This is a genomic window from Porphyromonas canoris, from assembly GCF_000765975.1.
Classification (GTDB): Bacteria; Bacteroidota; Bacteroidia; order Bacteroidales; family Porphyromonadaceae; genus Porphyromonas_A; species Porphyromonas_A canoris.
In genome coordinates this window covers 331958-356707 of record NZ_JQZX01000012.1, presented here as the reverse complement: position 1 = coordinate 356707, position 24750 = coordinate 331958, and the positions used below count along the sequence as shown (strand labels likewise).

At 44.8% G+C, this 24750-nt stretch carries 12 protein-coding genes and 1 riboswitch; of the genes, 5 read left to right on the top strand and 7 right to left on the bottom strand.

The genetic code is table 11. The features are described from left to right. Positions 1–1952 (top strand): leucine-rich repeat domain-containing protein (locus HQ29_RS10630; protein WP_052090003.1); only part of this gene is annotated, 1952 nt, incomplete at its 5' end. 698 nt (positions 1953–2650) lie between these two features. Further along, entirely contained in the window at positions 2651–3328 is a 678-nt protein-coding gene (locus tag HQ29_RS07950; protein WP_036868943.1) for a hypothetical protein, read from the top strand. A gap of 150 nt (positions 3329–3478) precedes the next feature. On the opposite strand, the gene HQ29_RS07945 is transcribed toward HQ29_RS07950, so the two are convergent. The 4 genes from HQ29_RS07945 to HQ29_RS07930 all read right to left on the bottom strand — a co-directional run bounded on the left by HQ29_RS07945 (position 3479) and on the right by HQ29_RS07930 (position 14291). Next, positions 3479–7573, bottom strand: a complete 4095-nt coding sequence (locus HQ29_RS07945; protein ID WP_036868941.1) for a cobaltochelatase subunit CobN — start codon at positions 7571–7573, stop codon at positions 3479–3481. Between the two features lie 212 nt (positions 7574–7785). Further along, positions 7786–9093, bottom strand: coding sequence for a DUF4374 domain-containing protein (locus tag HQ29_RS07940; RefSeq protein ID WP_152566518.1), 1308 nt, complete (start codon positions 9091–9093; stop codon positions 7786–7788). Between the two features lie 39 nt (positions 9094–9132). Next, positions 9133–11532 (bottom strand): TonB-dependent receptor, encoded by a 2400-nt coding sequence (locus HQ29_RS07935; protein WP_161781572.1) that lies wholly within the window; start codon positions 11530–11532, stop codon positions 9133–9135. Between the two features lie 440 nt (positions 11533–11972). Further along, a riboswitch (cobalamin riboswitch) is annotated at positions 11973–12218 on the bottom strand. Positions 12219–12329: 111 nt separating this feature from the next. Continuing rightward, complete coding sequence (locus HQ29_RS07930) at positions 12330–14291, bottom strand: DUF4954 family protein (protein WP_036868933.1); 1962 nt, start codon at positions 14289–14291, stop codon at positions 12330–12332. Between the two features lie 2330 nt (positions 14292–16621). Between HQ29_RS07930 and HQ29_RS07920 the strand changes: the two genes are divergently transcribed. From HQ29_RS07920 to HQ29_RS07910, 3 genes are all read left to right on the top strand, one after another. Continuing rightward, a complete protein-coding gene (locus tag HQ29_RS07920; protein WP_036868928.1) occupies positions 16622–17317 on the top strand; it encodes a hypothetical protein in 696 nt (231 codons plus the stop codon). A 78-nt stretch (positions 17318–17395) separates the two neighbouring features. Further along, a complete protein-coding gene (locus tag HQ29_RS07915) occupies positions 17396–18364 on the top strand; it encodes a DUF4249 family protein (protein WP_036868927.1) in 969 nt (322 codons plus the stop codon). Between the two features lie 323 nt (positions 18365–18687). Next, positions 18688–20682, top strand: a complete 1995-nt coding sequence (locus tag HQ29_RS07910; protein ID WP_161781571.1) for a TonB-dependent receptor plug domain-containing protein — start codon at positions 18688–18690, stop codon at positions 20680–20682. A 35-nt stretch (positions 20683–20717) separates the two neighbouring features. On the opposite strand, the gene HQ29_RS07905 is transcribed toward HQ29_RS07910, so the two are convergent. The 3 genes from HQ29_RS07905 to HQ29_RS07895 are packed head-to-tail and all read right to left on the bottom strand — an operon-like array spanning position 20718 to position 24669. Continuing rightward, entirely contained in the window at positions 20718–21152 is a 435-nt protein-coding gene (locus HQ29_RS07905) for a GtrA family protein (protein WP_052090000.1), read from the bottom strand. Positions 21153–21159: 7 nt separating this feature from the next. Next, positions 21160–23418 carry a GH92 family glycosyl hydrolase gene (locus HQ29_RS07900; protein ID WP_036868921.1) on the bottom strand — a complete coding sequence of 753 codons (2259 nt, stop codon included), beginning with the start codon at positions 23416–23418 and terminating at the stop codon, positions 21160–21162. After that, positions 23419–24669, bottom strand: a complete 1251-nt coding sequence (locus HQ29_RS07895) for an ABC transporter permease (protein WP_036868919.1) — start codon at positions 24667–24669, stop codon at positions 23419–23421. Positions 24670–24750 lie beyond the last annotated feature (81 nt).

Here is a 24750-nt window from a genome sequence, read left to right as displayed (position 1 = left end):
TGGGCGAAGACGTGGAAGAGGATCTTCCTTCCATCACCTTGACGACAGAGAAAGCCGTGGGCGAGAAGATAGAGCTTTCGATCAATGCCGAGCCGGAAGACCAAGCGGATGTCTGGATAGACCTGAACAACAACAAGAAAAAAGATGCAGGCGAGAGCGTAACCGTATTTGGCTCCGACCAAAAGTACACACTCGGTGCACAGACCATTACGGTGCATGGAAAGGTAACGAGGTTGGACTGCGACGAAAACTCCCTCACTTCGCTGGATGTGAGCAAGAACACCGATTTGAAATGGTTGTCCTGCCACTCTAACTCCCTCACTTCGCTGGATGTTAGCAAGAACACGGCTTTGACAGTGTTGCTCTGTAACAATAACTCCCTCACCTCGCTGGATGTGAGCAAGAACACGGCTTTGACAGCGTTGCACTGCGACTCTAACTCCCTCACTTCGCTGGATGTGAGCAAGAACACGGCTTTAACAGTGTTGAGCTGCGACTCTAACTCCCTCACCTCGCTGGATGTGAGCAAGAACACTGCTTTGACACTGTTGGTGTGCGACTCTAACTCCCTCACCTCGCTGGATGTGAGCAAGAACACGGCTTTGACACGATTCTCCTGCGAGAATAACCCGAATCTTAGCTCCTTGAAGATCTCGAGCAGCATAAATGACGCGTTGTGGGTCAACCGCTGTCAGCTGAGCGCGGAGACACTGAACGAGATATTCACTACGCTTCCCGATGTGAAAGGGCAGAGCATCGGTCGGAAGAAGATCTGGATAGCAGACAATCCGGGTACGGATGCGTGCAACAAGAAGATAGCCACGGACAAAGGCTGGAAATTGGATGTCGGAGATACTCCTCCTGCCGGCAACAGCATGACGATGACGACAAAGAAAGCCGTGGGCAAGAAGATAAAGCTTAAGATCAATGCCGAGCCGGAAGACCAAGCGGATGTCTGGATAGACCTGAACAACAACAAGGTCAAAGATGCAGGCGAGAGCGTAACCGTATTTGGCTCCTATCAAGCGTACACACTCGGCTCGCAGACCATTACGGTGCATGGAAAGGTAACCGAGTTGTACTGCGGCTCTAAGTCCCTCACTTCGCTGGATGTGAGCAAGAACACGGCTTTGACACTGTTGTACTGCGACTCTAACTCCCTCACCTCGCTGGATGTGAGCAAGAACACTGCTTTGACTTATTTGGACTGCGAAAAGAACTCCCTCACCTCGCTGGATGTGAGCAAGAACAAGGCTTTGACACGGTTGTACTGCGGCTCTAACTCCCTCACCTCGCTGGATGTGAGCAAGAACAAGGCTTTGACAGTGTTGTGGTGCTCCTATAACTCCCTCACCTCGCTGGATGTGAGCAAGAATACCGATTTGAAAGAGTTGCTCTGCTCCTCTAACTCCCTCACCTCGCTGGATGTGAGCAAGAATACCGATTTGAAAAAGTTGTACTGCTCCTCTAACTCCCTCACCTCGCTGGATGTGAGCAAGAACAAGGCTTTGACACGGTTGTTCTGCGACTCTAACTACTCCCTCACCTCGCTGGATGTGAGCAAGAACACCGCTTTGACAGAGTTGTCCTGCCACTCTAACTCCCTCACCTCGCTGAATGTGAGCAAGAACACTGCTTTGACAGATTTGTTCTGCCACTCAAACTCCCTCACCTCGCTGGATGTGAGCAAGAACACGGCTTTGACACGGTTCGCCTGCTATAATAACCCGAATCTGAGCTCCTTGAAGATCTCAAGCAGCATAAATGATGCGTTGTGGGTCAAACACTGTAAGCTGAGCACGAAGACGCTGAACGAGATATTCCGCACACTTCCCGATGTAAAAGGGCTGACCGAAGGCGAGAAGAAGATCTGGATAGCAGGCAATCCGGGTACGGCAGCGTGCAACAAGAAGATAGCCGAAGACAAAGGGTGGACGGTAAAAACTGATTAAGATTGAGGGGAATTTCCCTCACCCCGAAGTGGCGGGGCGTGAAATATTGTAGACAAATTCGGGCAGTGCCGGTGCGATAAGTGCCGGCACTGCTTTTTTTTGTGCCGAGACGGAAAACCGGGATCGGGAAAAGAGAAAAGGTCGGTTTCGGAGAGCATGAAAATTTCGTACGTACAAAAAAATATTTTCGTAGGTAAGAAAATAAATTTCCGTAGGTAAGAAAAAATTTTTCCGTAGGTAAGAAAATAAATTTTTGTGGCCAAGAAAAAAAATTTCCGTGGCCAAGAAAAAAAAATTCCGTGGCCAAGAAAAAAAATTTTTGTGGCCAAGAAAATAAATTTCCGTGGCCAAGAAAAAAAATTTCCGTGGCCAAGAAAAAAAATTTTCGTGGCCAAGAAAATAAATTTTCATGGGCATAGAAAAAAATTTTCATGCGGACGAAAAAATATCTGCGTGCGCAGAAAAAGTATTTTCTTTAGCATAAGAGTTGTGGCGATCCGGGCATAAAAATATATTTTCANGACGAAAAAATATCTGCGTGCGCAGAAAAAGTATTTTCTTTAGCATAAGAGTTGTGGCGATCCGGGCATAAAAATATATTTTCATAGGCAGAAAAATATATTTTTATACGAATCGGAGGTATTTTTTATGCCTGCGGACATATTTTTGTCTGCGCACAAAAATATATTTTCGTGCGAATGGGAGGAGATTTTCGTACGAAGAGAAGGGGATTTTTGTGCGGAAAGGAAAAGATTTTTGTGCAAAAGGGAGAAGATTTTTGTGCGAAAGGGAGGGGATTTTTGTGCGAAAGAGAGGGGATTTTTGTGCGGAAAGGAGGAGATTTTTGTGCGAATGGGAGGGGATTTTTGTGCGGAAAGGAGAAGATTTTTGTGCGAAAAGGAGGAGGTTTTTGTGCGAAAGGAAGAAGATTTTTGTGCGAAAAGGAGGAAGTTTTTGTGCGAATGAGAGGAGATTTTTGTGCGAAAGGGAGGGGATTTTTGTGCGGAAAGGAGAAGGTTTTTATGCGAAAGGGAGGAGATTTTTGTACGGAAAGGAGGAGATTTTTGTGCGGAAAGGAGGAGGTTTTTGTGCGAAAGGGAGAAGATTTTTGTGCGAAAAGGAGAAGATTTTTGTGCGGAAAGGAGGAGGTTTTTGTGCGAAAGAGAGGAGATTTTTGTGCGGAAAGGAGAAGATTTTTTGTGCGGAAAGGAGGAGGTTTTTGTGCGAATGGGAGGGGATTTTTGTGCGGAAGGGAGGGGATTTTTGTGCGAAAGGGAGGGGATTTTTGTGCGAAAGGGAGGGGATTTTTTGTGCGTATGGAGATTTTTTTTCACGGGTATGAAAGTTTTTCTCTCTCGGCAGGCAGTTTTTTTTGACTTGCGCCGAGGTGTAAGTTTTGTCCGTTTTCAGGGTATGATGGTTGGGCTTTTCATGGGATCTTTCGGGAGAAAAAAAGAGACCTCGAAGGGGTCTGTTCGAGGTCTCTTTGGGGTTCGGATCGGCTCGGTGCCGCTCTCGGATGTTGTTTATCGGCGTCTTTTCTTTATCACGACAAGAATAAAGAAGAAGAGCAGGATGGCTCCGATGGCGATGACGATGCTGTTGGTGAGGATGGTCTTTGTGTCCGAGAGGTGAGAGTGGGTGAGGTTTTCTCGTTGCAGCCGGACACTCTCTTTGTCTGCTTCGGGAACGGCGGCGGCATTTTTCATCTTGGAGAGCGCGTTGTTGTAGCTCTTTGCGTCGTCCGGACGGAGCTGTTGTGCAATATACTCCTGCAGCTTGGGGTTGGTGGCAGAGAATCCGCTGCCGGTGGATCCGAACTCTCTGACCAACCCGGCATGAAGCTCTGCAAGATGCGCCACCTTGTCCGGCGAGGCTTTCCACATACCCTTGCGGCTGCTTTCGAGCATGATGGCTGTGATCTCTTGGAATGATGCCGGATTTATCTCTTTGAAAAACTCGTTCGTGCCGAGATTGTGAACATCTTTCACGTACATCTCGTACATCTCGTCCCATAGTTCGTTGTCTATCACATCGGGCTTGGTGGCACTCCAGCCGAATGTGTTGGAGACGACATCGAGCACGCCTTGAGCACTGCTCGCACCGCCTTTGAGGGTCTCTTTCACGAAGTTCGGATTGAGTATGGTGGCACGTGCTTCCACTCCGATGGCTTCTTTCAACTCCTGTATGCGGATGTTGTTGCGGTTGCGATAGTCGGCAAAGACAGCGTCCGGATCTTTCCCCGTCACGCTGCGGATGGCTGCGTTGATCCCTCCCATGAACTCATAGACATGATCGAGGCTCAACGCTCCCCAGGTATTGTTCTGACGAGGCTGAACCACCAGATCGGCATCATGCAGCACAGCCCTGAAGAGGTGTTCGTTGAATGCTCCCCACTCCTCCTCTGTTCCATACATTGCTCCCATATTGTTGATATAGGCATTGGCGATCTCCTCATCGGAAGACCAGCGATCGCTACTTGCAATGACCTCCTTGATCTTGGTGCCGTACATGCCATTGAGTCCTCCGAAGACGCGCTTGGTGGAAAGCTCCCGTGCCTCTTGCGGAGAGACGCCCTGCTCTACCAACAGACGCTCGACCTCGACGGAAGAAGACTTCACCTTGTTTTCATAGCCTTCATCCTTGGCTTCGGCTGCCATCTCCACCGCACGAGTGATATACATCAGACGAGATGCGGCAAGGTCGCGGAACTGTCCGGATGTCTGTACCACTATGTCTATACGGGGACGTCCAAGCTCGGAAGCAGGAATGAGCCTGAGATCCGTTACCCGTCCGTGAGAGTCCCTCACAGGCTCCACGCCCAACATATAAAGAGCCTGGGCAATGGTAGTACCTTCGCTTTCGATAAACTCTCCGCTCCAGAACGTGAAGCTCACCTTCCTCGGATAGTCTCCGTGCTGTTTCTTGTATCGGGCAAGAGTGGCATTGACCAGAGAGATACCATCTTCCCAAGCCTTCTCGGTGGGAGTGGCTTCGGCATTCACGGAGTAGAGATTCCTGCCCGTCGGGACGGCAGACGGATTGGCAATGGCATCACCTCCGGAAGAGGGAGCATTGTATCCGCCGGCAAGAGCATTCAATACTCCTTTTAGCTCGGCTTCGGGACTCTCTTCCAATGCGTTCTTATACTTTGTCACATCGTAAAGAGTACGCTCCGCCTCAACAATGGCAAAAGCTTTCTCTCTCTCCTCCTTAGTATGTTGGCGCACCTCTTTCGGCATACGTCCTCCCCCCATTGCCCTCTTGGGCGGTGCCAATAGTGTATGTGCCTCACGGATTTCAGCCGGAGAGACTCCGATAACACTGCTAACGAAAAGAGAATCGACAGCTCTGCCGGAAAGGATCTGCCGAACGACCGACTTTGCAGGAGCGAGATAATGCTCCGTAAAATAGACGTTGCTGCGGAGCTTTTCCGTATCCACCTTGCCGGAAAGGCGGTCTATGCGTGCAATACTGTAAGCAATGGGATCCGCACTCATCGCCATGACGGTGGTGAGAATCTTCTCTTTGGAATAAGGTACGCCGGTGATGTACAGCTCGCCATTTACTTTCTCATTGGCAATCTCCTCGGCAAAGTTGTCTATCTGCTCTATCTCTTCCTGAGTATAAGGCTTGGCAGGAATGCTGTCCAAACGGAGGTAGCGGTGTATTCCAAGTGCCATGGCACTCTCTTTTACCGCTATCGAAGCTTTGTCTTTAGGGTCGGGGGACTTGAAGTAAGCGCGTATCTTGCCTTGAAGATCCGCCAGCTGCCCTCTCGTATTGCTCTCCATGAACGGCGGCATAAGGTATGAGGTTATGGCTGCGTAGGTGCGGCGTTTGGCTATGATGCACTCTCCGATGTTTGCTATGGTGTAGTAATAGAAGTGGGGAACTGAGCCGATAAGACGATCACTCCAGTCTGCACTGCTGAGAGCAACCTGCTTCTCCGGTGTAAATTCAAGGCTGCCGTGTGTACCGAAATGCAAAACAGCATCTGCCTTGAAGCCATGCTGCATCCAGAGGTATGAGGCAATATAAGGGTGTGGAGGTGGAGACTTTGCTCCGTGAACGATGGCAAACGCATCGTCGCCCACGGCTGCCATTGGTTGTGGAAGCAGCGCAACGTTTCCAAAGTCGAGTCTAGCCACTGCAATGGCAGGCTCTCCATCTGCTTCAGTACTCATATAGCTTCCCGGAGCTTCGCCGTAAAGGTCTGTTACTTCTTTGTACTTCTCCGGGAATATGGAGCTTTTCACCCACTCTTCATAGAGAGACTTTTTGATGAGAGCCGGATTGCCCTTTTGGAGAAACTCCTGCTGTACTCCCTCTGCATAAGGATCAAGGATAACGCCTTGAGACATGAGCATTCGTCCAAGCTCTTCCGGTGTTTCGGGAAGATTCTCTACCTTATACCCCTCTGCTCTCAAACGCAAAAGGAGATTGTGAAGAGATGGAATGGTTTCGAGGGACTGCGCTAAAAGTGTCTGCTGTCCGGCTCCTTTGAAGAAGTAGATGGCGAGCTTCTTTTCTGAGTTTTTCTTGCTCTTGAGAGCTATTGTCCGGGAGACAATATCGGTAAAAGTGCGAAGCCTGTCCGGTATGGTTTTGAAGAGATAAAAGCCTTCTCTGTTTTTCTCCTGTGCAATCAGAGCATAAGGGTAAACAGCTCCATCTATCTCCGGCATCACCACTCCCTGTCCCAATATACCGCCAACGAGTCCCATCGGATTAGCCATCCAATCTTCTTCCAACTCCAAGCTGGTAAGAGGTGTAAACAGTGGGATATTGGTCTCTTTGAGCCACTCTACCACTTCGTCCCCTTCTCCCATGGAAAGACGACCCATTGCCGTGTAAATGACAGCATCAGGATTGGCAGACTTTAGCATCTCCAGCCTTTTGTCTTTGGCAAAAATAGGATAGACATTATGCCCTGCGTTTCTCATGGAGACGATGATGCTGTCGAGGTGTTGCTTGTTTCCTCTGAAAGGATTGTGCAAGCCGATGACGAGAGCCACTCGCTTTGCACCCTCTTTGTACAAGCCTTTTTTCCTGGTGTAGGCATCGTACTCGTCTATCGTAAAGAAGTGCACACCCTCTTCAAGATCAAAGAAAACTTCCTCTATACTCTCGGTAGGCGGTTCAGGATCCGTGACTCGGAAACTCTTTCGGTCTATATACTTCCGGACATAGCTTGCCATGTTTTGGTAATTGACCATGTTTCCCGCAGAGAGATAAGCCGAAATGGTAGCACAGTGAATACTATCCATGCTGCACATTTCGTTCCTGCTATCGGTGGAAGCGTGCATAATGATAGGGACACCCTTACTTGCCAAACGTTGCAAAGCATCACGCTCCTCCGCAGAAAGCCGAAGCCCCATACCATTGCAGATGATAAAGTCGTACCCTTTAAGCTTGTCCACATCCTCCTGCTCGTAAGCATCGAAGTGTATCATCGGGTTTTTATTCGACAAAGCTATATCCGTCGCCCTGTATGTCTTGAATGCGTAAAGAGCTATACGGGTAGGAGAGAGATACCTTGCCCAAATGAACCAACCGGCTGCAACAAAAAGAAGCAAAACCACCGAAGTTATCAGAGAGATCTTTACTGTTGACTTCATATTGTAATCTGTAAAGAAAAAAGTATTAGCTACGCATCATATCCGTAGCAAAAAGTAATTATATGGGAGTAAATGTATGGATTATCTCCTTCAAAAAGAAAAAAGACACCATGTCATCCTCTTTATTCTTTCCACGACTGTTTTCACAGCCGGAAATCTAAAAGCAAAGATGACATGGCATCTCCTATTGAGGATGTGTTAAATTAAGGATCTTACTCCTTGGTAAGCTTATAAAGGCGTACGGGGCGGTATTGATTCTTCACACTCATTACCTTCTCTACCTTACCTGCCTTATCTACGGAGTAAAGTCCGTTGAACTTACCTTCTTCTCTGTTTGGTACGCAGACAAACAGCTTACCATCTACCACGCTGAAGACATTCATACGTGAAGAGATATTGGATGCCGGTATAGGAAGTTGTTTGTAGGCCATTGTTGCCGGATCGAGTTCGTAATACTCCATCTCTATCTTATCTGTATTTTTTGTTCCAAACCTGTAGTCGGTTTTGGAAATATGAAGATAGATCTTTTCGTTATAAGCAATCATAGATTGTGCTATGCGATGGTTGCCGAATGTTTTTTGAATATCGAACTCCCAGTTGTCATCAAACTCGGTAGCTCCCGCCTTTATGCGGAAAACTTTCGAGTCTCCTTGAACTCCTCGTCCATTCCATCCCCAAGAGAGGTAGTAGATATTACCCTTTTCGTCTATGCTTGTAGGTGAGTTTTCTGCCTGCACAATACCCACGTTACGAACACCTTTATAAGAAATAATCTTCTCTACCTTTTTAGTGGCAATATCGGCAACAGCTACATAATAACTGTCGTACTCTTCGCCAATTTCGTTGAAAGACTTACCATTGAGAAATACCACGCTGACAAAGAGCTTACCTGCTCTTGCATCTATCGAGAATGAACCGGTACGAACAAGGTTATTCCCTTTTTCGTCCACATACTTGGCATCCGGCTTGAATGCTTTGATAGCTTCATTAAAGTCTATTTCACCTGTCAGCTGCATGGTGTAAGGGTTGAAAATGCTTATCACCCTTGGCTTGTCTTCTCTGCTGTAAAATGCAGTGCTTTTATCCAAAAAGCCAAGGCGCTTAGGGTAAAAGCTTCCTTTCACTATCGTCAAGCTCTCATTTATCACAACTTCCTTCTTGTCATTGAGAGTCAAACGGAATACACCGGGAGTGGCAGACATCCCTTTTTTATCCTTTGCCATGGCAAAGAAATACTTTCCCAATGAGTGGTGCCCTGCGGAGGTGGAAGGATCCGAATTGGTAAACAGATCTGTTTTAGCTATGAGATCATAAGTCTCTGTCGTACCCAACACTTTTGTCGGATCAAACGCATAGAAGCGGGTAATGTCCGCATTGGATGCATCCTCTGCCGATAAAATATACGGAATAGTTTCTTGCTCGTCTCCATTGTTCGGTTTGTCCGGACCTTGGGTATTACAAGCAGTAAATGCAAAAAGGCACATGGTTAGGAGTGCCGAGGAAATTTTCCTAAAGTTCATCATAATGTGTGTTTAATTTTAATATGGTTGTATATCTATTTATCTTATCAGATAGACCATCTTAGCCCAAATACTTCGTCCGGCATTCTGCATCTTGAAATGGTTATACACCTCTCTGTCGAAGAGGTTACGTATTTCCAAACCCAGTTTGATACGATGCTTTCTGATTTCGGTATCGTAAGATGCTCCAATGGTATGTACATGTTGATTGGGAATAATTCTGTTCGTATTGATCTTAGACTCTCCGAAGAGACCCAGAAATCCATCCGGTTCAAAACGTCGCTCTATAAAATCGAGATAATATTGGTGTACATAGCTGTACTGCCAGTATGTTTTCAGGGTATTGTTCCGCTTTCCAAAAAGACTTTTGAACGCATACTCTATCCCAAGATTGGCATAGAAAAATGGTGTATTGCTTATTCTCGCATCTTTGTAGTGATTATCATTCTGCACATTGTTCATGGATCCATTGTATCGGAACTCGTTGTAGGTCAGATTCCCATGCACTTTTACTGCATCAAATAACCTGATATATCCATCCATTTCCAAGCCAAAACCTTTGACACTCTGTAAATTTAAGAACTGTCCTTGATATTGGTTGATCTCCTTCATCTTGATAAGATTTTCCGTATGCCTGAAATAGGAGTTCAACTCAAAATTATACTGTCCCGGCTTGTGCCACTTCAGACCGATGTTGAAATTCTTACTCTGTTCCGGAGCAAGCTTGAGATTGGGTACTATAAATGAATTATCTCCAAAGATCTCAGCCCTATCCGGCATCCGGTAGGTCTTTTCAAAAGATGATCTTAATAGGAATCTCGGAGTAATATCATACTTTCCGGAAAGAGAAAGACTCACTCCTTTATTAAATACGGCAGGTTCGTTATAGGTATCATCATGCGTTTGAGCCGTAATGAGTTTGGCTTGAAGTATCGTGTTTAGCCTTCCATTCCACCATGTTCCGGAGTGTCCCAGTCCGGCGATTAAGCGATCGTAACGATACTTACCCAAGTATGAAGGAGCGTCATAATCATCTCTGATAAATCGGACATGATTGTACATCACATTCAGTGTCAGGTTTTGTTCCGAAGTGAGAGCAAGATTCAGAAGAGATCTTAGTATGGTGTTGTAGCTGTTGCTCTCCAGTCCCACTTTACCCGGAATGGACTTCTGCCCTCCCGACATCTCTCCACTGGAGGCAACGCCCTTATGCGGAACTCCGCGCCAATCGTAATAGGTATTTCGCAGAGTATCCACCATATTGTTGTTGATATGGCTATAAACTCCGAACAGGGTGGCATTGAGCTTACCTTCAAACAGGCTCTTACGATAGGTCAAAGAGGGTATCAGTTTGGCATGCTCTCTTCTAAAGGCCTGTCCATAAGGCTGATTGCGTGTAGTAAAGTCATTCTGAATATCGTGGTGTAGACCGAAAGATGTCAGCCTGAACTGTATCAGATCCGCCCAACTTAGCTGTTCCACATTCACAAATCCTTCCGCATGGTACTGCTTGAATCCATTATGAAAGAGTCTTGCCTCTATAAGCGTATTTCGTCCGGTCGTCTCATCCGTGATGGGAAGATTTTTTACCGGATAGTCATTCTTAGCCAAATTGCCGAAAGCATACACTCCAACGGAGATATGCCTGCCCATTCTTCTCATGGCATTAAGAGTCGCAATATTGGAACCAAAGCTACCTATATTATAAGACAACTCGACTTCCGAGCTTTGAGGGGTCTTACTGACCAGATTGATAGCCCCTCCGAGGGCATCTATCCCTATTTCGGTTGGTAGCACACCCTTATAAACCTCTATGCGCTCTACGGCATTGACCGGAATTTTTGTGAGTCCGAAGCTGGAGCCGAGGTAGTCTATCGGGATACCGTCCCGCATCAGTTTTATAGACCTGCCACTGAAACCATTGATGGTGATCTCATTTCTTGCCCCGACATCTCCCGTATTACGAAGACGCACTCCGGGACTTGCATTAAGAAGATTCTGGATATTCGTTGCCTTTTCGTGGAATTGAGAGACATCTATCACCTCGGTTTTTATGGGATCCAATCTCAAACGATCCGTCTTGCGAACAGCAGTAACGGCAACCTCTCCCAATACTCCTGTCTTGGTGTTGAAGTAGAAGTGTTGCAGTTTATTGGTCTGCCCTACGGTTACCACAGCTTTTTCCCTATCTCCTCCGGGCAGTTGAGCCACAACGGTATAAGTACCGGGAACGACAGGAGAGAAGATATATCTGCCGGATTTATTGGTCTTCACCTGTTTTCCCACAGGTTCAAGCCGGACATCTATACCCTTCGTAGGATTACCATCAAGATACACCACACCGTGCAGAGCTATGGATTTACCCTGCGCCAAAAGAGGTAAAGCAAAAAAAATAGCGACCAGCACCGGTAACGCCAAAGCCAAATATCTTTTTGTCATACTGTCATTCATACCAAACCATACACCCACACGCAATCCTGCAAACTAAGAGAAGCCGGGATTAGGCGTTGTGGTGCCAAATCCTCGACCTTCTCTTATTCTGTTTTCGAGGTATAAACCTCTTCTTTACGAGCTGCTCCTTCCTGTCAAAAGAACCAACTACACGTACAAATAATTAACGACTAAAAAAAGGGGGCCTACAAGGAGTATCACACTTGTTGTAGGCACCCGCGACTAAAGAAGTAGAAAAATAATTGAATGACCGTTAGTGTTGGTCCATCAATGGTGTATATATGAATTACGTGTGCGTATATAAAAAATTATCCCCGACGGACTAACCACAGCCTATCGGGGACCAACACTAACATTATCAAACAAAAAACTACTGTTTCTTATGCGTAACTATGTCTTTGTTTGATGTATGCCCGTCTCCCGCAGGTGTCCATCAGTCGTAAAAGGCAGGTCTTCTGACTCTCTACACTCCATTCGCATCCTTCCCAGAGATAGCCTCGTCTCGAACGTCTTTACGTTTCAGGCATCTACCAGTGGTTTCTCTGCAAACTGTGATGCTATCCGAAGATAAAACATCAAGTAGATTACAGCAGCGGGTACTGTTCCGGATTCTCACCGGATTCCCTTTTAATCAATTGAGAGTTCCCAATTGAACCATCTACGTTGCAAATATACGATAGATATTTTAATTCTGCAACCCCTCTCCTTCTTTTTTATCCAACACACTGTTTTTCCTCACTAAAAGAAGGATATAAAGAGGGTTCATAGAGCATTTACACTACTATTCACAAGGATTTAAGCCGTTGGATGGTCTCGTTTCCCAAAGCTTCTTTTCGCCGTATATGGTCTAATACTTCCTGCACAAAAGGGTTATCCTCCACGCTGCTCTCCCCTCTTTCGGCATCCGGGACAGAAGAGAAATATATGCGTGAAGCGATATTGTACTCTTTACAGGCATCCGCATAGAGCATTCTATCCAAAGAGAGAACCGCCTGCATCCACTCCTCCACCACTTTTATCAGGAACGGCACGGTGAGCACCTCCTTTCCCGAGAGTCCGTACCACTCTCTGAGCAGATTGTAAGACCAGTCCCACTCCAGATCATAATAGGAAGCGTGCAGATGCTCAAAAGCCCTATTGAGATCCGCAGGCGTTTTATAGAGACCACTGCGAATATTTTCCAATATCTCCTGCACCAATCTTTGAGGAGCTATCAGTCCGCAAAGATCCACCCATTCGCCCAGCCCGGTATCATGATCCGGCTTCAGCACCTCATCTACCTCCGCTCCATTTTTCGGGATACGCTCCTGCAACCGTTGTATAAGGGAGTTTCCGATAAACTTTACAATACCCATGCGATAAGCTTCGAGCCCTTTTTCCAGAGCAGCCGAGCGAATATTTATATTCCTATATATATAGGTCTTGCCATGCTCACCGATGTAGCTTCTCAGTTCGCTCAGTTTCCGATGACCATTCACCATTTTAGAAATGGTGTACGGACTGAGAAGATTAAAGTTGATACAGTCCAACCTCCCCTCCTGTTCCCGTCTGTCTCGTGCAGGCCACTTCTTTGCATCGCGGATTGTACCCACACTTCTAAGGTTGGCACCGGGAACAAGATAGGTCTCATCGTTGTTCTCTATCACATAAGAAAAGGGGAAGTCTGACGTATCGACGTGGTGCACGTGCCGTCCCATAATGAGACTGAAAGGACCTATACGCGATGGCCAAAGGATGTAAGAGTCGCTCGTCGTTTTGGATCCACGCTCTATCACGCCCTGATGAATAGGACCAAGCTTATACAAGTGATTGCTCTGGTTGGAGCCCGAACCGGCATTAAGGAAAGAGACATGCCCGGCTATAAGCAGACTGCTCTTGTGCATAGAGACCGTGTAAGGCCCTGCAAACACAGCGCACGACTCGCCATTTTCGAGCTGACAATTGGCAAAGAAAAGAGAGTCATGTGCGGAATAAAGGTGATCTATCCGGGTACTCTGCCCTATGAAACAGCGTTGTATCGTGGCCCCTCCGCTCATACTCGAACCCGAAGAGGCTATGAACTCTTTTGCCATAACATTGTGTCCGATATAGACGGGTGCATCCGGTCTGCTGTTCACACTGCACTCCTCCACATACGTGGCACCTTCTATCACTGCTCCGGCTCCGATGCGGGCATTCAGGATACTCCCCGTATGCTTGATCCGGACACCATCTTCTATCTTCCCTCTACCGCTCCGCCGTTGTGCTGCATAGGTTGCGAACAGCTCGTGAAGCCGGCTGCGAAGCAGACTGTCTCTCGTTGCCGTCACCGCCATCAGGTAAGCCGTGTGGGAGGTGAGCAGATCACACAAAATCACCTCCGTTCCTCCCGTTTCCCTGAGCACACTCACAGGCAAGCCGTTCCCGAAAGAGCTCTCCCCTTTCATGGCTATGATATTGACATTCTTTATCGTTACATCATTACCTATATCGTACTTGGAGATACACTCATGCACGTTTTCTATACAGACTCTGTCTCCTATGGTGCAGTCGTGAATAAGGGCATTGCGGATACCATTCGGGATATGGAAACCATGTTCGGAAGATCTAAACCCGGACAGATCCCCTATCCGACACTCCCCGATAAAGGTTACATTCCGACAGCGATCCGGCAAAAAGTTCTCCGATACCGTAATCTTATCCCAATCCTCCGAAGTACATCCATTCCGCAACAGCACTTCTATCTCACTCTGTGTAAGATGCCTCATAGCTTTCTCTGTTTATATCTTGTTCGGAGCACCTGTTTTACCGATACTCTTCATCGGTAAGACTCTCCGAAAAATGGTTTGGCAGTCCTGCAACAAAGATATTAAAGCGGAATGTAAAGTACAAAAAACTACTCATCCAGATCCTGAATAAAAAGGAACCTCAGAGGAACTTTTATATAAAAATGAAGGCTCGAAAAACTTTCCGGACAGGGCGAAAAAATTTTTGCCTGCTCGTCAGAAAAGAGGAGATAAAATCATAAACAGATGAATAACAATCAGATACTAAAAATCTCAAATTCGGAAAAAATTTTTCCTTCGTCCGTTTCATCGCCCTTTTTCGCGTTAATAGAGGTGAATTTTATCCCGATCTCGTGTAAACATTTCCTAATAAAGAAAAGCTCCTAAAAAACATCATCTTGCGCTCAAAAACAGGTAAAAATCTCACTATCAACACTATAAATAAAATTTCTAAACGTGTTAAGTGAATCCGGTAAACGTGTTTAATGAAATCAATAAACGTGTTTACTGAAAAATTAAACACGTTAAGCCGAAACGTTTAGTACGTTCACTCTTTTTTCTCAATAATACAGCCAATAAATGTAAACAAAAAGACCCCAAATTAACATTTCGCTCACCCTCTCAAAACGAGAAGAAAGAGCGAAAAAATCAATTGGGGTTTTGGAGGTGTTTTTCGGGATGGAATATATAAAAACACAATCTTATAAAAGCTATCTTTTTATTACATGAAAAAACCTATACATCAAAACAGATCAACGGAAAAACAGACATCTTTGATATTAAAGTTTTATTAGTACCTTTATCCACGATAAGCCAAACAGAAATTGACAATAAATTTCTTATTATCACATATATCACTACTATTATGATCACAAAGAAGTTATTTTCATTACTGATTTGCACAGTTCTCTCAGTTGGTTGTAGTAACCTAAAGACGGACAAAGACTTTGATTTGTCTCTTGTAAAAGATGCGAAGAGATAATAATAGTGAATGTGAAACAAGCGAAGATGATTACCGGCAAGCGGCCGAAGAGATTATATAAGTTTAACAAGAAAATCATACACAACTTTAGATTTGATTGATATGAAAAAACCAATAAAACAGATATCATCCTTATTGTCGTTTTTATTGTTGACACTGATTGCGACCTCTTGCTTCAAGGAGCCTACCACTGCCCCTGATGTCCATTTAATCTTCTATCCAAGAGAGTGCAAGCATATATTGGCAAGCTCGCTCCAGTACAAGACCGAAAAGATTAAGGGCANTTTAATCTTCTATCCAAGAGAGTGCAAGCATATATTGGCAAGCTCGCTCCAGTACAAGACCGAAAAGATTAAGGGCAATGATACGTGGACCTTTACAGATACCATACAGGATGGACAGGTAGAGGCAAAGAAATTCATTCTTAGTATAATGACCGGATCGGATAATCTACCTCTGCTTCCAAAGTACACAAAAGAAAAAGAATCGACTCCCCTACGATACTACGAGTGGTACAACTTCATGTTAAAAGACCCATCAGTTAACGCAGAAAGCGATCTTGCCTCCCATATTATCCCCTTGGAAAGACAACTCAGAGATGACTACATAAACAGTCTCCCCCGAAAACGTATAGATGGGAAGATGGCAACGCTATTAAGGGACTGGAACTACAGAGTTACCGGAATAAAGAGCCTTAGCATAAAGGCAGAAACAACGCTCTTTGGGCAGCCTGCAGGTGAAGAACTTAAACAATACTTCCATATAGACAGACTTGATCCTAAGCAAATAGTTTCCTACAAAAGCAAAAATCTGCTCTGGGGATATTCGGACGAAGAAAAGATAACGAACATAGACCAATGGCTCTCTATGAATCCAATGGCCTCCCCCGAAATGAGACTCTGTCTTAGATCTACTCCTCCGGAAGTACCGACGGATGTAACCTTTATCATTGAGATGGAAACAGTGGAAGGAAGAAAGATGAAAGCCACGACACAGATACGTTTGCTGTAAAGGAAATAATATACCAAAAGTAAGATGACTACTGGCAGGCATCTGATGAGTAAATATATAAGTTTGACAAGAAAATCATACACAATTTTAGATTCAATTGATATGAAAAAACCAATAAAACAGATATCTCCCTTATTGACGTTTGTACTGTTGACACTGATTGCGACCTCTTGCTTCAAGGAACCTACCACCGCCCCTGATGTCCATTTAATCTTCTATCCAAGAGAGTGCAAGCATATATTGGCAAGCTCGCTCCAGTACAAGACCGAAAAGATTAAGGGCNCATTTAATCTTCTATCCAAGAGAGTGCAAGCATATATTGGCAAGCTCGCTCCAGTACAAGACCGAAAAGATTAAGGGCAATGATACGTGGACTTTTATAGATACCATACAAGATGGACAGGTAGAGGCAAAGAAGTTCATTCTTAGTATAATGACCGGATCGGATAATCTACCTCTGCTTCCAGAATTTATAAAAATGATGAAGGCAACATCGCTACAATATCACGAGGGGTATAACTTGATGTTAAACAATGCGTCGGTTCATTTCGAAAGCGATCTTGCCTCCCACATTATCCCCTTGGAAAGGCAACTTAGGGATGATTATGTAAACAGTTCCCCCCGAAAACGTATAGATGGGAGAACACTGACTACACTATTGGAAGACTGGAACTACAGGGTTACCGGGATAAAGAGCCTTAGCATAAAGGCTGAAACAACGCTCTTTGGACAACCTTCGGGTACCGAACTTAAACAATACTTCTATATAGACAGGCTTAATCCGAAGCAAATAGTTTCCTACAAAAGCAAAAGTCTGCTTTGGGGATATTCGGACGAAGAAAAGATAACAAACATAGACCAATGGCTGTCTATGGGTCCGATGGCCTCCCCCGAAATGAGACTGTGTCTTAAATCTACTCCTCCGGAAGTACCGATGGATGTAACCTTTATCATTGAGATGGAAACAGTGGAAGGAAGAAAGATGAAAGCCACGACACAGATACGTCTGCTGTAAAAGAGATAAAAAGGACACGAGAGAGAGCCTGCTCGTTCGTGTCCTCTCTTCATGTCCGCTTCTCTAATAAATAGACTTATGAAACGACCTATCAAATATTTTCTTGTACTTATTATCCTTATCATATCCCTTTTCAATTCCTGTATAGAAGATATAGAACTCGGGAAAAACATTGGAGAGGAAAAAGTAGCACTATCCTGCATATTGAATAACTCCGACCGGCAGACACTCTCTCTAACATGGAGCAAACCGATAAAGGGAAAGTCCGGCTGGCACCACAACGAAGTGGAGGAGGCAACGATAAGACTTTATGAAGAGGGTACTGATGTGGGGAGATTTTCCAAGTCGGGATATGGAGCATGGAGCTTAAACTTCCGACCCACTCCCGGCAAAGAATATTCCATAGAAGCAGATGTGCCGGGCTATCCTCATACCATACGGGCAAAGACCTCTATGCCTAAAGAAGGAAAAATAACAGAACCTAAAAGTGGTACAGCAGTCTTGATGGAAAGAAGTACGGCAATATATGTATGCAGGGAAGCGACCAATCCATATTGGATATTTTCTCTTAAATCCAGCCTCACAGATCTTAAGTATTTGACCAATAGACCAAAGGTAGAACAAGACCCCGATATAAAAATGATCTATCCCGCAATAGGAACTTCTCATAAAGATGCAGATCGCTTTAATCAATCAGGGAATAGTATAGAATTTACCAAATATGGAACAACTCCGGCATATAAGCAGTATATAAGAGTGATTCCGAATCCGGAAATCTCTTCACAAAAGCCATATCAATTCTCTGTACAGATACCCGGACGCGATTTCTCCTTCATTGTCTTCCGATATGCTTCGGCAGAATATGACAATTACCTTAAAAGCATTATAGAGAAAAAGAGCTTCTATGAGAATGAATATGATTTCTCCTATATCTTTGATGAACAAGAAATCTTTTCAAATATAGAGAACGGACTTGGAATATTTGGGGCTTACTATCAATCTTCCTACTTTTATTTCCAAGCAGAATACCATAGTCCTAAATCATGAGAACAATCTTCCTGTTTCTGTGCACCCTATTCTTCTGCACACTGTATTCTTTTACTGTTTTCTCCCAAACATATAAAGGAAGAGTTTTAGACAAGGAAAAGCAAACTCCTCTCTCCAGAGTAAGCATTGTACATAAGAAAAGACTTGTAGCTCTCACAGATTCTTTGGGCTATTTTGATCTTTCCATACCAACATCCGGGAAACCAATAAAAGTCTCATTACACCTTCCGGGCTATATAACAACGAAAGAAGAGCTACATACGCAAAAAGAAAATCTCCTGTTTCTATCTTTGATATCTCACAATATTGATGATGTAACAGTCTTGGGAAGACGTCTGAAAAGGGGGAATAACTCTTTTTCTTATAAACCTGTACAAGCCAAAAATATTGCTACTCTCACCGGAGAGATCGATGTGATGCGATACATGCAGATACTTCCCGGAGTATCTCAAGGTATAGAGGGGGGATTAGGTTTCTTTGTGCGTGGAGGAGGAAATGGAAATAATAGAGTAGAACTGGATGGAGTACCTATTATTGCTCCAACTCATCTATTTGGGATCGTCTCCACTTTCCCCTCAGATATAGTTGAAAAATCAACATTCCAAATGGGAGGTATTACCGTAGCTTCCGGAGATCTACTCTCTGCTCTTCTTCAAATAGAGAGCCGTATCCCTTCTAAAAATAAATACAAGGGAAGTTTTTCTATCTCTCCATTTATAGCAGGAGGTGCCCTTGAAGGCTATTTGATCAAAGACAAACTTTCCTATCAGATTGCCGGAAGATACTCCCTTTTAAGGGGAGAATATCTCTTGTATAAAAAGAGTTCTAAATTAGAAGGAGACTACAACCCTCAAGTTTACGACTACTATGCAAAGTTGCATTGGAGTATCAACAATAAAAATAGCTTAGAAACAAGTATATATGGCAGCCATGACTCTTTTGATCTGGAAACAGCGAAAAGTGATAACAATGAGTTTGAAAATATGTATATGGGATGGGAAAACAGATCATATAGGTTACAATGGACATTTGATATTTCCCAATATCTTCAAGCTCGTACCATAGCATATAAAACTCTTTTTGAAAACAGCCAACTGAGAAAGATCAATACAAAGGAGAGGTTTGCATCTACAATATGGATGGGAGGAGAAAAAGAAGAGACAACTTTCAGACAACAGTTTTACTACAATAAGAGATCTATTTCTGCCCTTGCCGGGATAGACCATGCCATACATAAGGTAACACCTCAACTTCACTCTTCCACGGATGCTAAATTTATAAAGACAGAGAAAGGTAAAACTTTCAACTATAATACAACTGCCCTCTATACAGAAGTGCAATACGATAAACCCGGAGCATATAAAGCAAAAGGGGGATTAAGATACAACCACTACAAACTCAAGGATGGAGTCTCCTTTCAGAATATTGAAGCTCGTCTTCACACATCCCTGTTTTTAGCCCAAAGTATTGGTATAGAAGCAACCTATGACCTCAATACCCAACACCACCATGTATTGGAGGGACTTCCTGTTGGATGGGCATTGAACTTGATTGTTCCTGCAACCAAACGATTTGGGCCAGAACGATCACAACAACTCTACATCGGAGGATTTGCAGGGACAAAGAAGCTCTATTTTACGATTGGTGGATATTATAAAAGCCTCAGCAACTTGGTTTCTTTTAAAAGTATGCTCAATCAATTTGGATCAAAGAACCCCTCATGGGAAGAAGATGTAAAACAAGGACGCGGAGAATCTTTTGGAATAGAGCTATGGGGTGAATACAAAGATGATAGAATGTCTCTATCATCAGCCTATACGCTATCACGCACGACAAGACAATACAACGAAATCAATCAAGACAAGGAGTTTCCCTTTAAGTTTGACCGAACTCACAACTTGAATATACAAGCACAATACTTGCTGTGGAAAAGGACAAGATCAAAACATAAAATCAATGGAGCCATGTATCTGACATCTGGTAACAGAGCATCCATACCTATAGCTTCTTATGTGGGAGAGACCCTTCCATTTTGGGAAAAGGGTGTCCGATCCATACCTAACCTCGAAGAGTATCACGCTACGGTACGAACAGAAATGACTCCTAAAAACAGTTTTACTATGCCTCCATACTTTAGAATAGACTTGGGATATAACATAGAATGGCAGAGAAAAAGCTATTCTCATGAATTAGGAATCAATATATTCAACGTACTCAACCGTCATAATCCATATATAATCTTCAAGGATAGGAACCAATGGAAGCAACTTAGCATAATGCCTTTAATACCATCTATAAATTGGAGAATATGGTGGTAGTCTTTTCCATTCCTATAAGAGGTTCAAACAGAATCTTACTTCATATAATGCGAGTAAGTAATGAACTTGTTCAATAAGAAATTGAAAGTCGTGAAGACGCCCATAGATGCCAGCTGATTCACGAAAACATATTTCGGCGTAACGAGTCTGATAAGATCACACCAAGCCTCCCACGCATTGAAAGAGTGGAATGCAAAAAACTGTATGACGTAACAGAAGCCGAAAATAGAAACGAAAGAGACCAGCCTCTTTACACTCATCCGGCTGGAGAAAGTCCATCGGCTGTTCCATATAAACCCATTGATAAGCCCTGCCAGATAGCCCAAAGCATTGGCTATGGAGGGCGACCAGATCAGAATTTCCTGAACAATCCAGATGACTCCGGCTGTTAGGACAGTATTAGACGCCCCTACAACACTATACTTGAGTAGCTGGGCAAAGAAAGGTCTGTGAAGTAAGGTTTTTCCCATCTCTTATTTACGGCATTTTGAATGATGGCGGAGGAGTTTCTGTACCCCATGTATAGTTGGGTTCAGGCCCCATTGTAAACTCAAGTGTACCGCCATCGGCTATATCTTCATGTGTAAACCATGGCTGCAAAAGCGGACGTCCATTCAGGCGCACACTCTTGATGTATTTGTTCTTCAAGGAGGCACTTCTGGCATGAATGACCAGCTTTTTCCCGATACTCAAAGAGACTTCGGCATACTTGACCATGGGCGTACCTATGACATAGACCGGAAGACCGACCGGCATAGGATAAAAGCCCAACATGGAGAAGACAATGAAAGCAGACATACCGCCCCCGTCTTCATCTCCCGGCATTCCCATGAGATCGTTTCTGAACCATTCGTGTATGATGGTGCGGATAAGTTTTTGTGTTCTCCACGGCTGACCTGCATAGTTGTAGAGGTAAGGAACATGGAGAGACGGCTCGTTGGACATGGAGAACTGCCCTATGTTGGCGGTGTGATCGGGGAGACGATGGAAAAAGTTGAACTTCCACCCCGTCATCGGAGTCTGTAATGTGCTGTCGAGAGCAGCAATCATCCGATCTTTTCCTCCCATCAGGTCTATAAGGTCTGCCACATTAAAAGGAAGATCCCAGCGGTACACCCATCCGTTATTCTCGCCATAATAGGCACGCGCACCCTGTCCTCCGGAAAATGTATAGTCGAACGGCATGATAAAGTCGCCATTCTGATCTTTGGGGTGAAAGAAGTTGGTGGCAGGATTGAAGACATTTCCGTATCCGAGAGAAAGGCGATAGTGCTCTTCCGCTTCCTCTGTCTTGCCGAGCATTTCCGCTATCCGTCCAAGGCACCAATAGTCATAAGCCGTACCCAAGGTTACGGCAATCGCCTGCCTGTTTTCCCATGAATGCACCTCCGGAGCACTTTCTTTCACTCCTTCGGGTAGTGCCGGGAAGTAGCCATGCTGCCTATAAAACGCATCCAGTTCGCCTGCAGGCTTATCGCTCCAAGGAGCAAGAGTCTTCTCTTGTATCGCTTTGCGTGCAGCCTCATACCCTTTGCCAAGATCGAAATCATTGAGTCCTTTGGCATAAGCATCCGCCAAAACCGCCACACCATGGTTACTGTTCATCCGTCTGCTATCTCCCGTTATTTCCGGGAATGTCGCAAGCCAACCATTGGAGTCCTCATCGGACATTCTGAGAAAACTGCGTATCATCTGCAGCTCCTTTACCGGATCGATCAACAGACGCAGAGGGTGTGTGGCTCTGTAAGTGTCCCAGATCCAATCGTCCGTATAATACGGACTGCCGTGATCGGGATGCACTTGTTTATCGACACCGGAATAGTAGTAGCCATCCTCTGAAATATTGATCATTCTCTCGTATGTGCGATAGAGAGAAGTATAGAAAAGACGAGCTTCGTTCTCGCTTTCTGCTGTGATCTTAATCTTTCCCAATGCTTCGTTCCAAATGGCTCGTCCTCTCTTTTCAAGCGGACGACTCTCAAAGGAGACGATCTCACGCTGTAAGTTTTTCCGTGCCTGTTCGTGAGAGATATAGGAAACCCCATAACGCATACACAGCTTGTTGCCGACCGGTTTGTGGAAAGTAAGAGCTACGGCAGAGCGTCTCCCCTCTTCTATCCCCTGATAGTTTGCGATATTGGTGTTGAACTCTGCATAGATATAGAGTGTCGTGATGCTGTCCTGAAGCACTTCCGTTCCCTGTATGGCGTGTTCACAAGTCTGCTCAAATCTTCCACTGTGAGACATCAAAGAGAGATAGATATCTTCTCGATCCTTTGGAAGCAAGAAGGTGTATAGCGCAGACTGATGAGATGGAACGAATCCGACCTCTATGTTCTCTTGTCCCAACTCCAAAGCGACCTGATAGCTGTACGGCTTACACTCCTCTCTGTCGTAGGTATAAAGGACAGGGCGAACGGAAAGATGTGGTTCGTCCAGCGTCGGAGAGAGTGAGTATGCCACCGCTCCACGGTGAGAGGTGAGCATGAGTGGCAGTCCTTCAAAGGTAAGATCGGTATAGTCCGACCGGTTGGGCGTCATCCGCATCATGCTGTTGGGCAGATGCACCATAGGATAAGTAGGAATAAGCAGATGGCTGATATTCCCCATATATGGATTGACGTAGTCTACGGGATCGTGTTGTACCTCTTCCACGCTATCTCCTGTATTACAAGAGAAAACAGATAAAGAGAAGACAGAGAGCAGAAGCAGAGATATGAAACAAGAGGTTTTCATTTAGTCGAAACGTATGCCCTTTGAGGGTTTGATGTTGATGATGATTGTTGTAGGAAGATATACGATCAGATACAGCACCAAAAGAGAAATAATATTTGGCAATATGAGATTGTACCAGTTGATCTCTACCGGAACGTATGACATATAATACTGTGTGGAGTCCAGCTTCAGAATAGAAAAGCGAAGCTGCAAAAAAGCTAAAAGAAGAGCAAAGATATTACCGGCTAAAACACCCAACAGTATAATACGAAGACCTACGGTGTGGAAAATCTTCCGAAGAGTCCGGTTTCTCATTCCTATTGCTTTGAGTGTGGAGATAGCCTGAACCTTATCCAGTATAAGGACTATAATGCCTGAAACCATCGTGGTAGCGGCAACAAAAATCAGAAGAGAGAAGATTATGAGAATGTTTGTATCCAGAATCTGCAACCAGCCGAACATTACCGGATTGAGGTCTTCTGCTCTTAAAAGGGAGATAAGCTCTCCTTTCTGTGCGATCTGTTCCAGTACTGTGTTGTAAACATGAGCCTCTACATCCGTTCCGGTATAAGCGGAAGACGCCACAATTTTAAGCCCTCCGTAGCTGTTCCGGTCCCATTCAAGAATGCCTCTTATGACATCTATCTGAGTCAATCCGAATGAGTTGTCAAAGTCGGGAAGCCCGGTATCGAAACTTTCTAAAAGGCGAAACGGCCGAACCTTAAAGCCCATATCGGTATGGAAGAATGCACGAACCGTATCTCCCGGTTGCTTATTCAGTTGGGCAAGAGTCTTTGACGAGAGAGAAAGAGTAGGATATCCTCCACTTCGCAGAGCTGTCTCTACCTCTTTCGGATGAGCATAACGATAAAACGACTCCGCAACAAAAAGGCTGTCCACACCTGTAAATGCGATGCCGACATAAGATGAGTCCGCCTTTATGATACCCGTATGAGTACAAAAACCTGTGGCATAGCCGTCCAGCTCCGATGCTTTTACGGAGAGAGACGAGAGTGCGACAGGAGAAGCCTGAAAAGGTATCGTATTTTGAGAGTAGGCATTCTGCGAGCTGAGTATCTGCACAGAGCCTGTTACTCCCGTGAGTTTACTCTCCAATTCATGCTTGAAGCCGGATATGATAAACCCGGACACGAGTATCACTCCTAACCCCAAAGCTATACCCATAGCCGATAACACAGCTATGGGAGAGATACCGCGACCATCTGTCTTTCGTATAAATCGGGCAGAAAACAGGGAGGTAAGATAGCTCATCTACTTATCTATTACGACTTCACAGATATAAAAAAGCAGCTCCAAACAATAGGAATATCATTCAGAGCTGCTTTCTGTTTT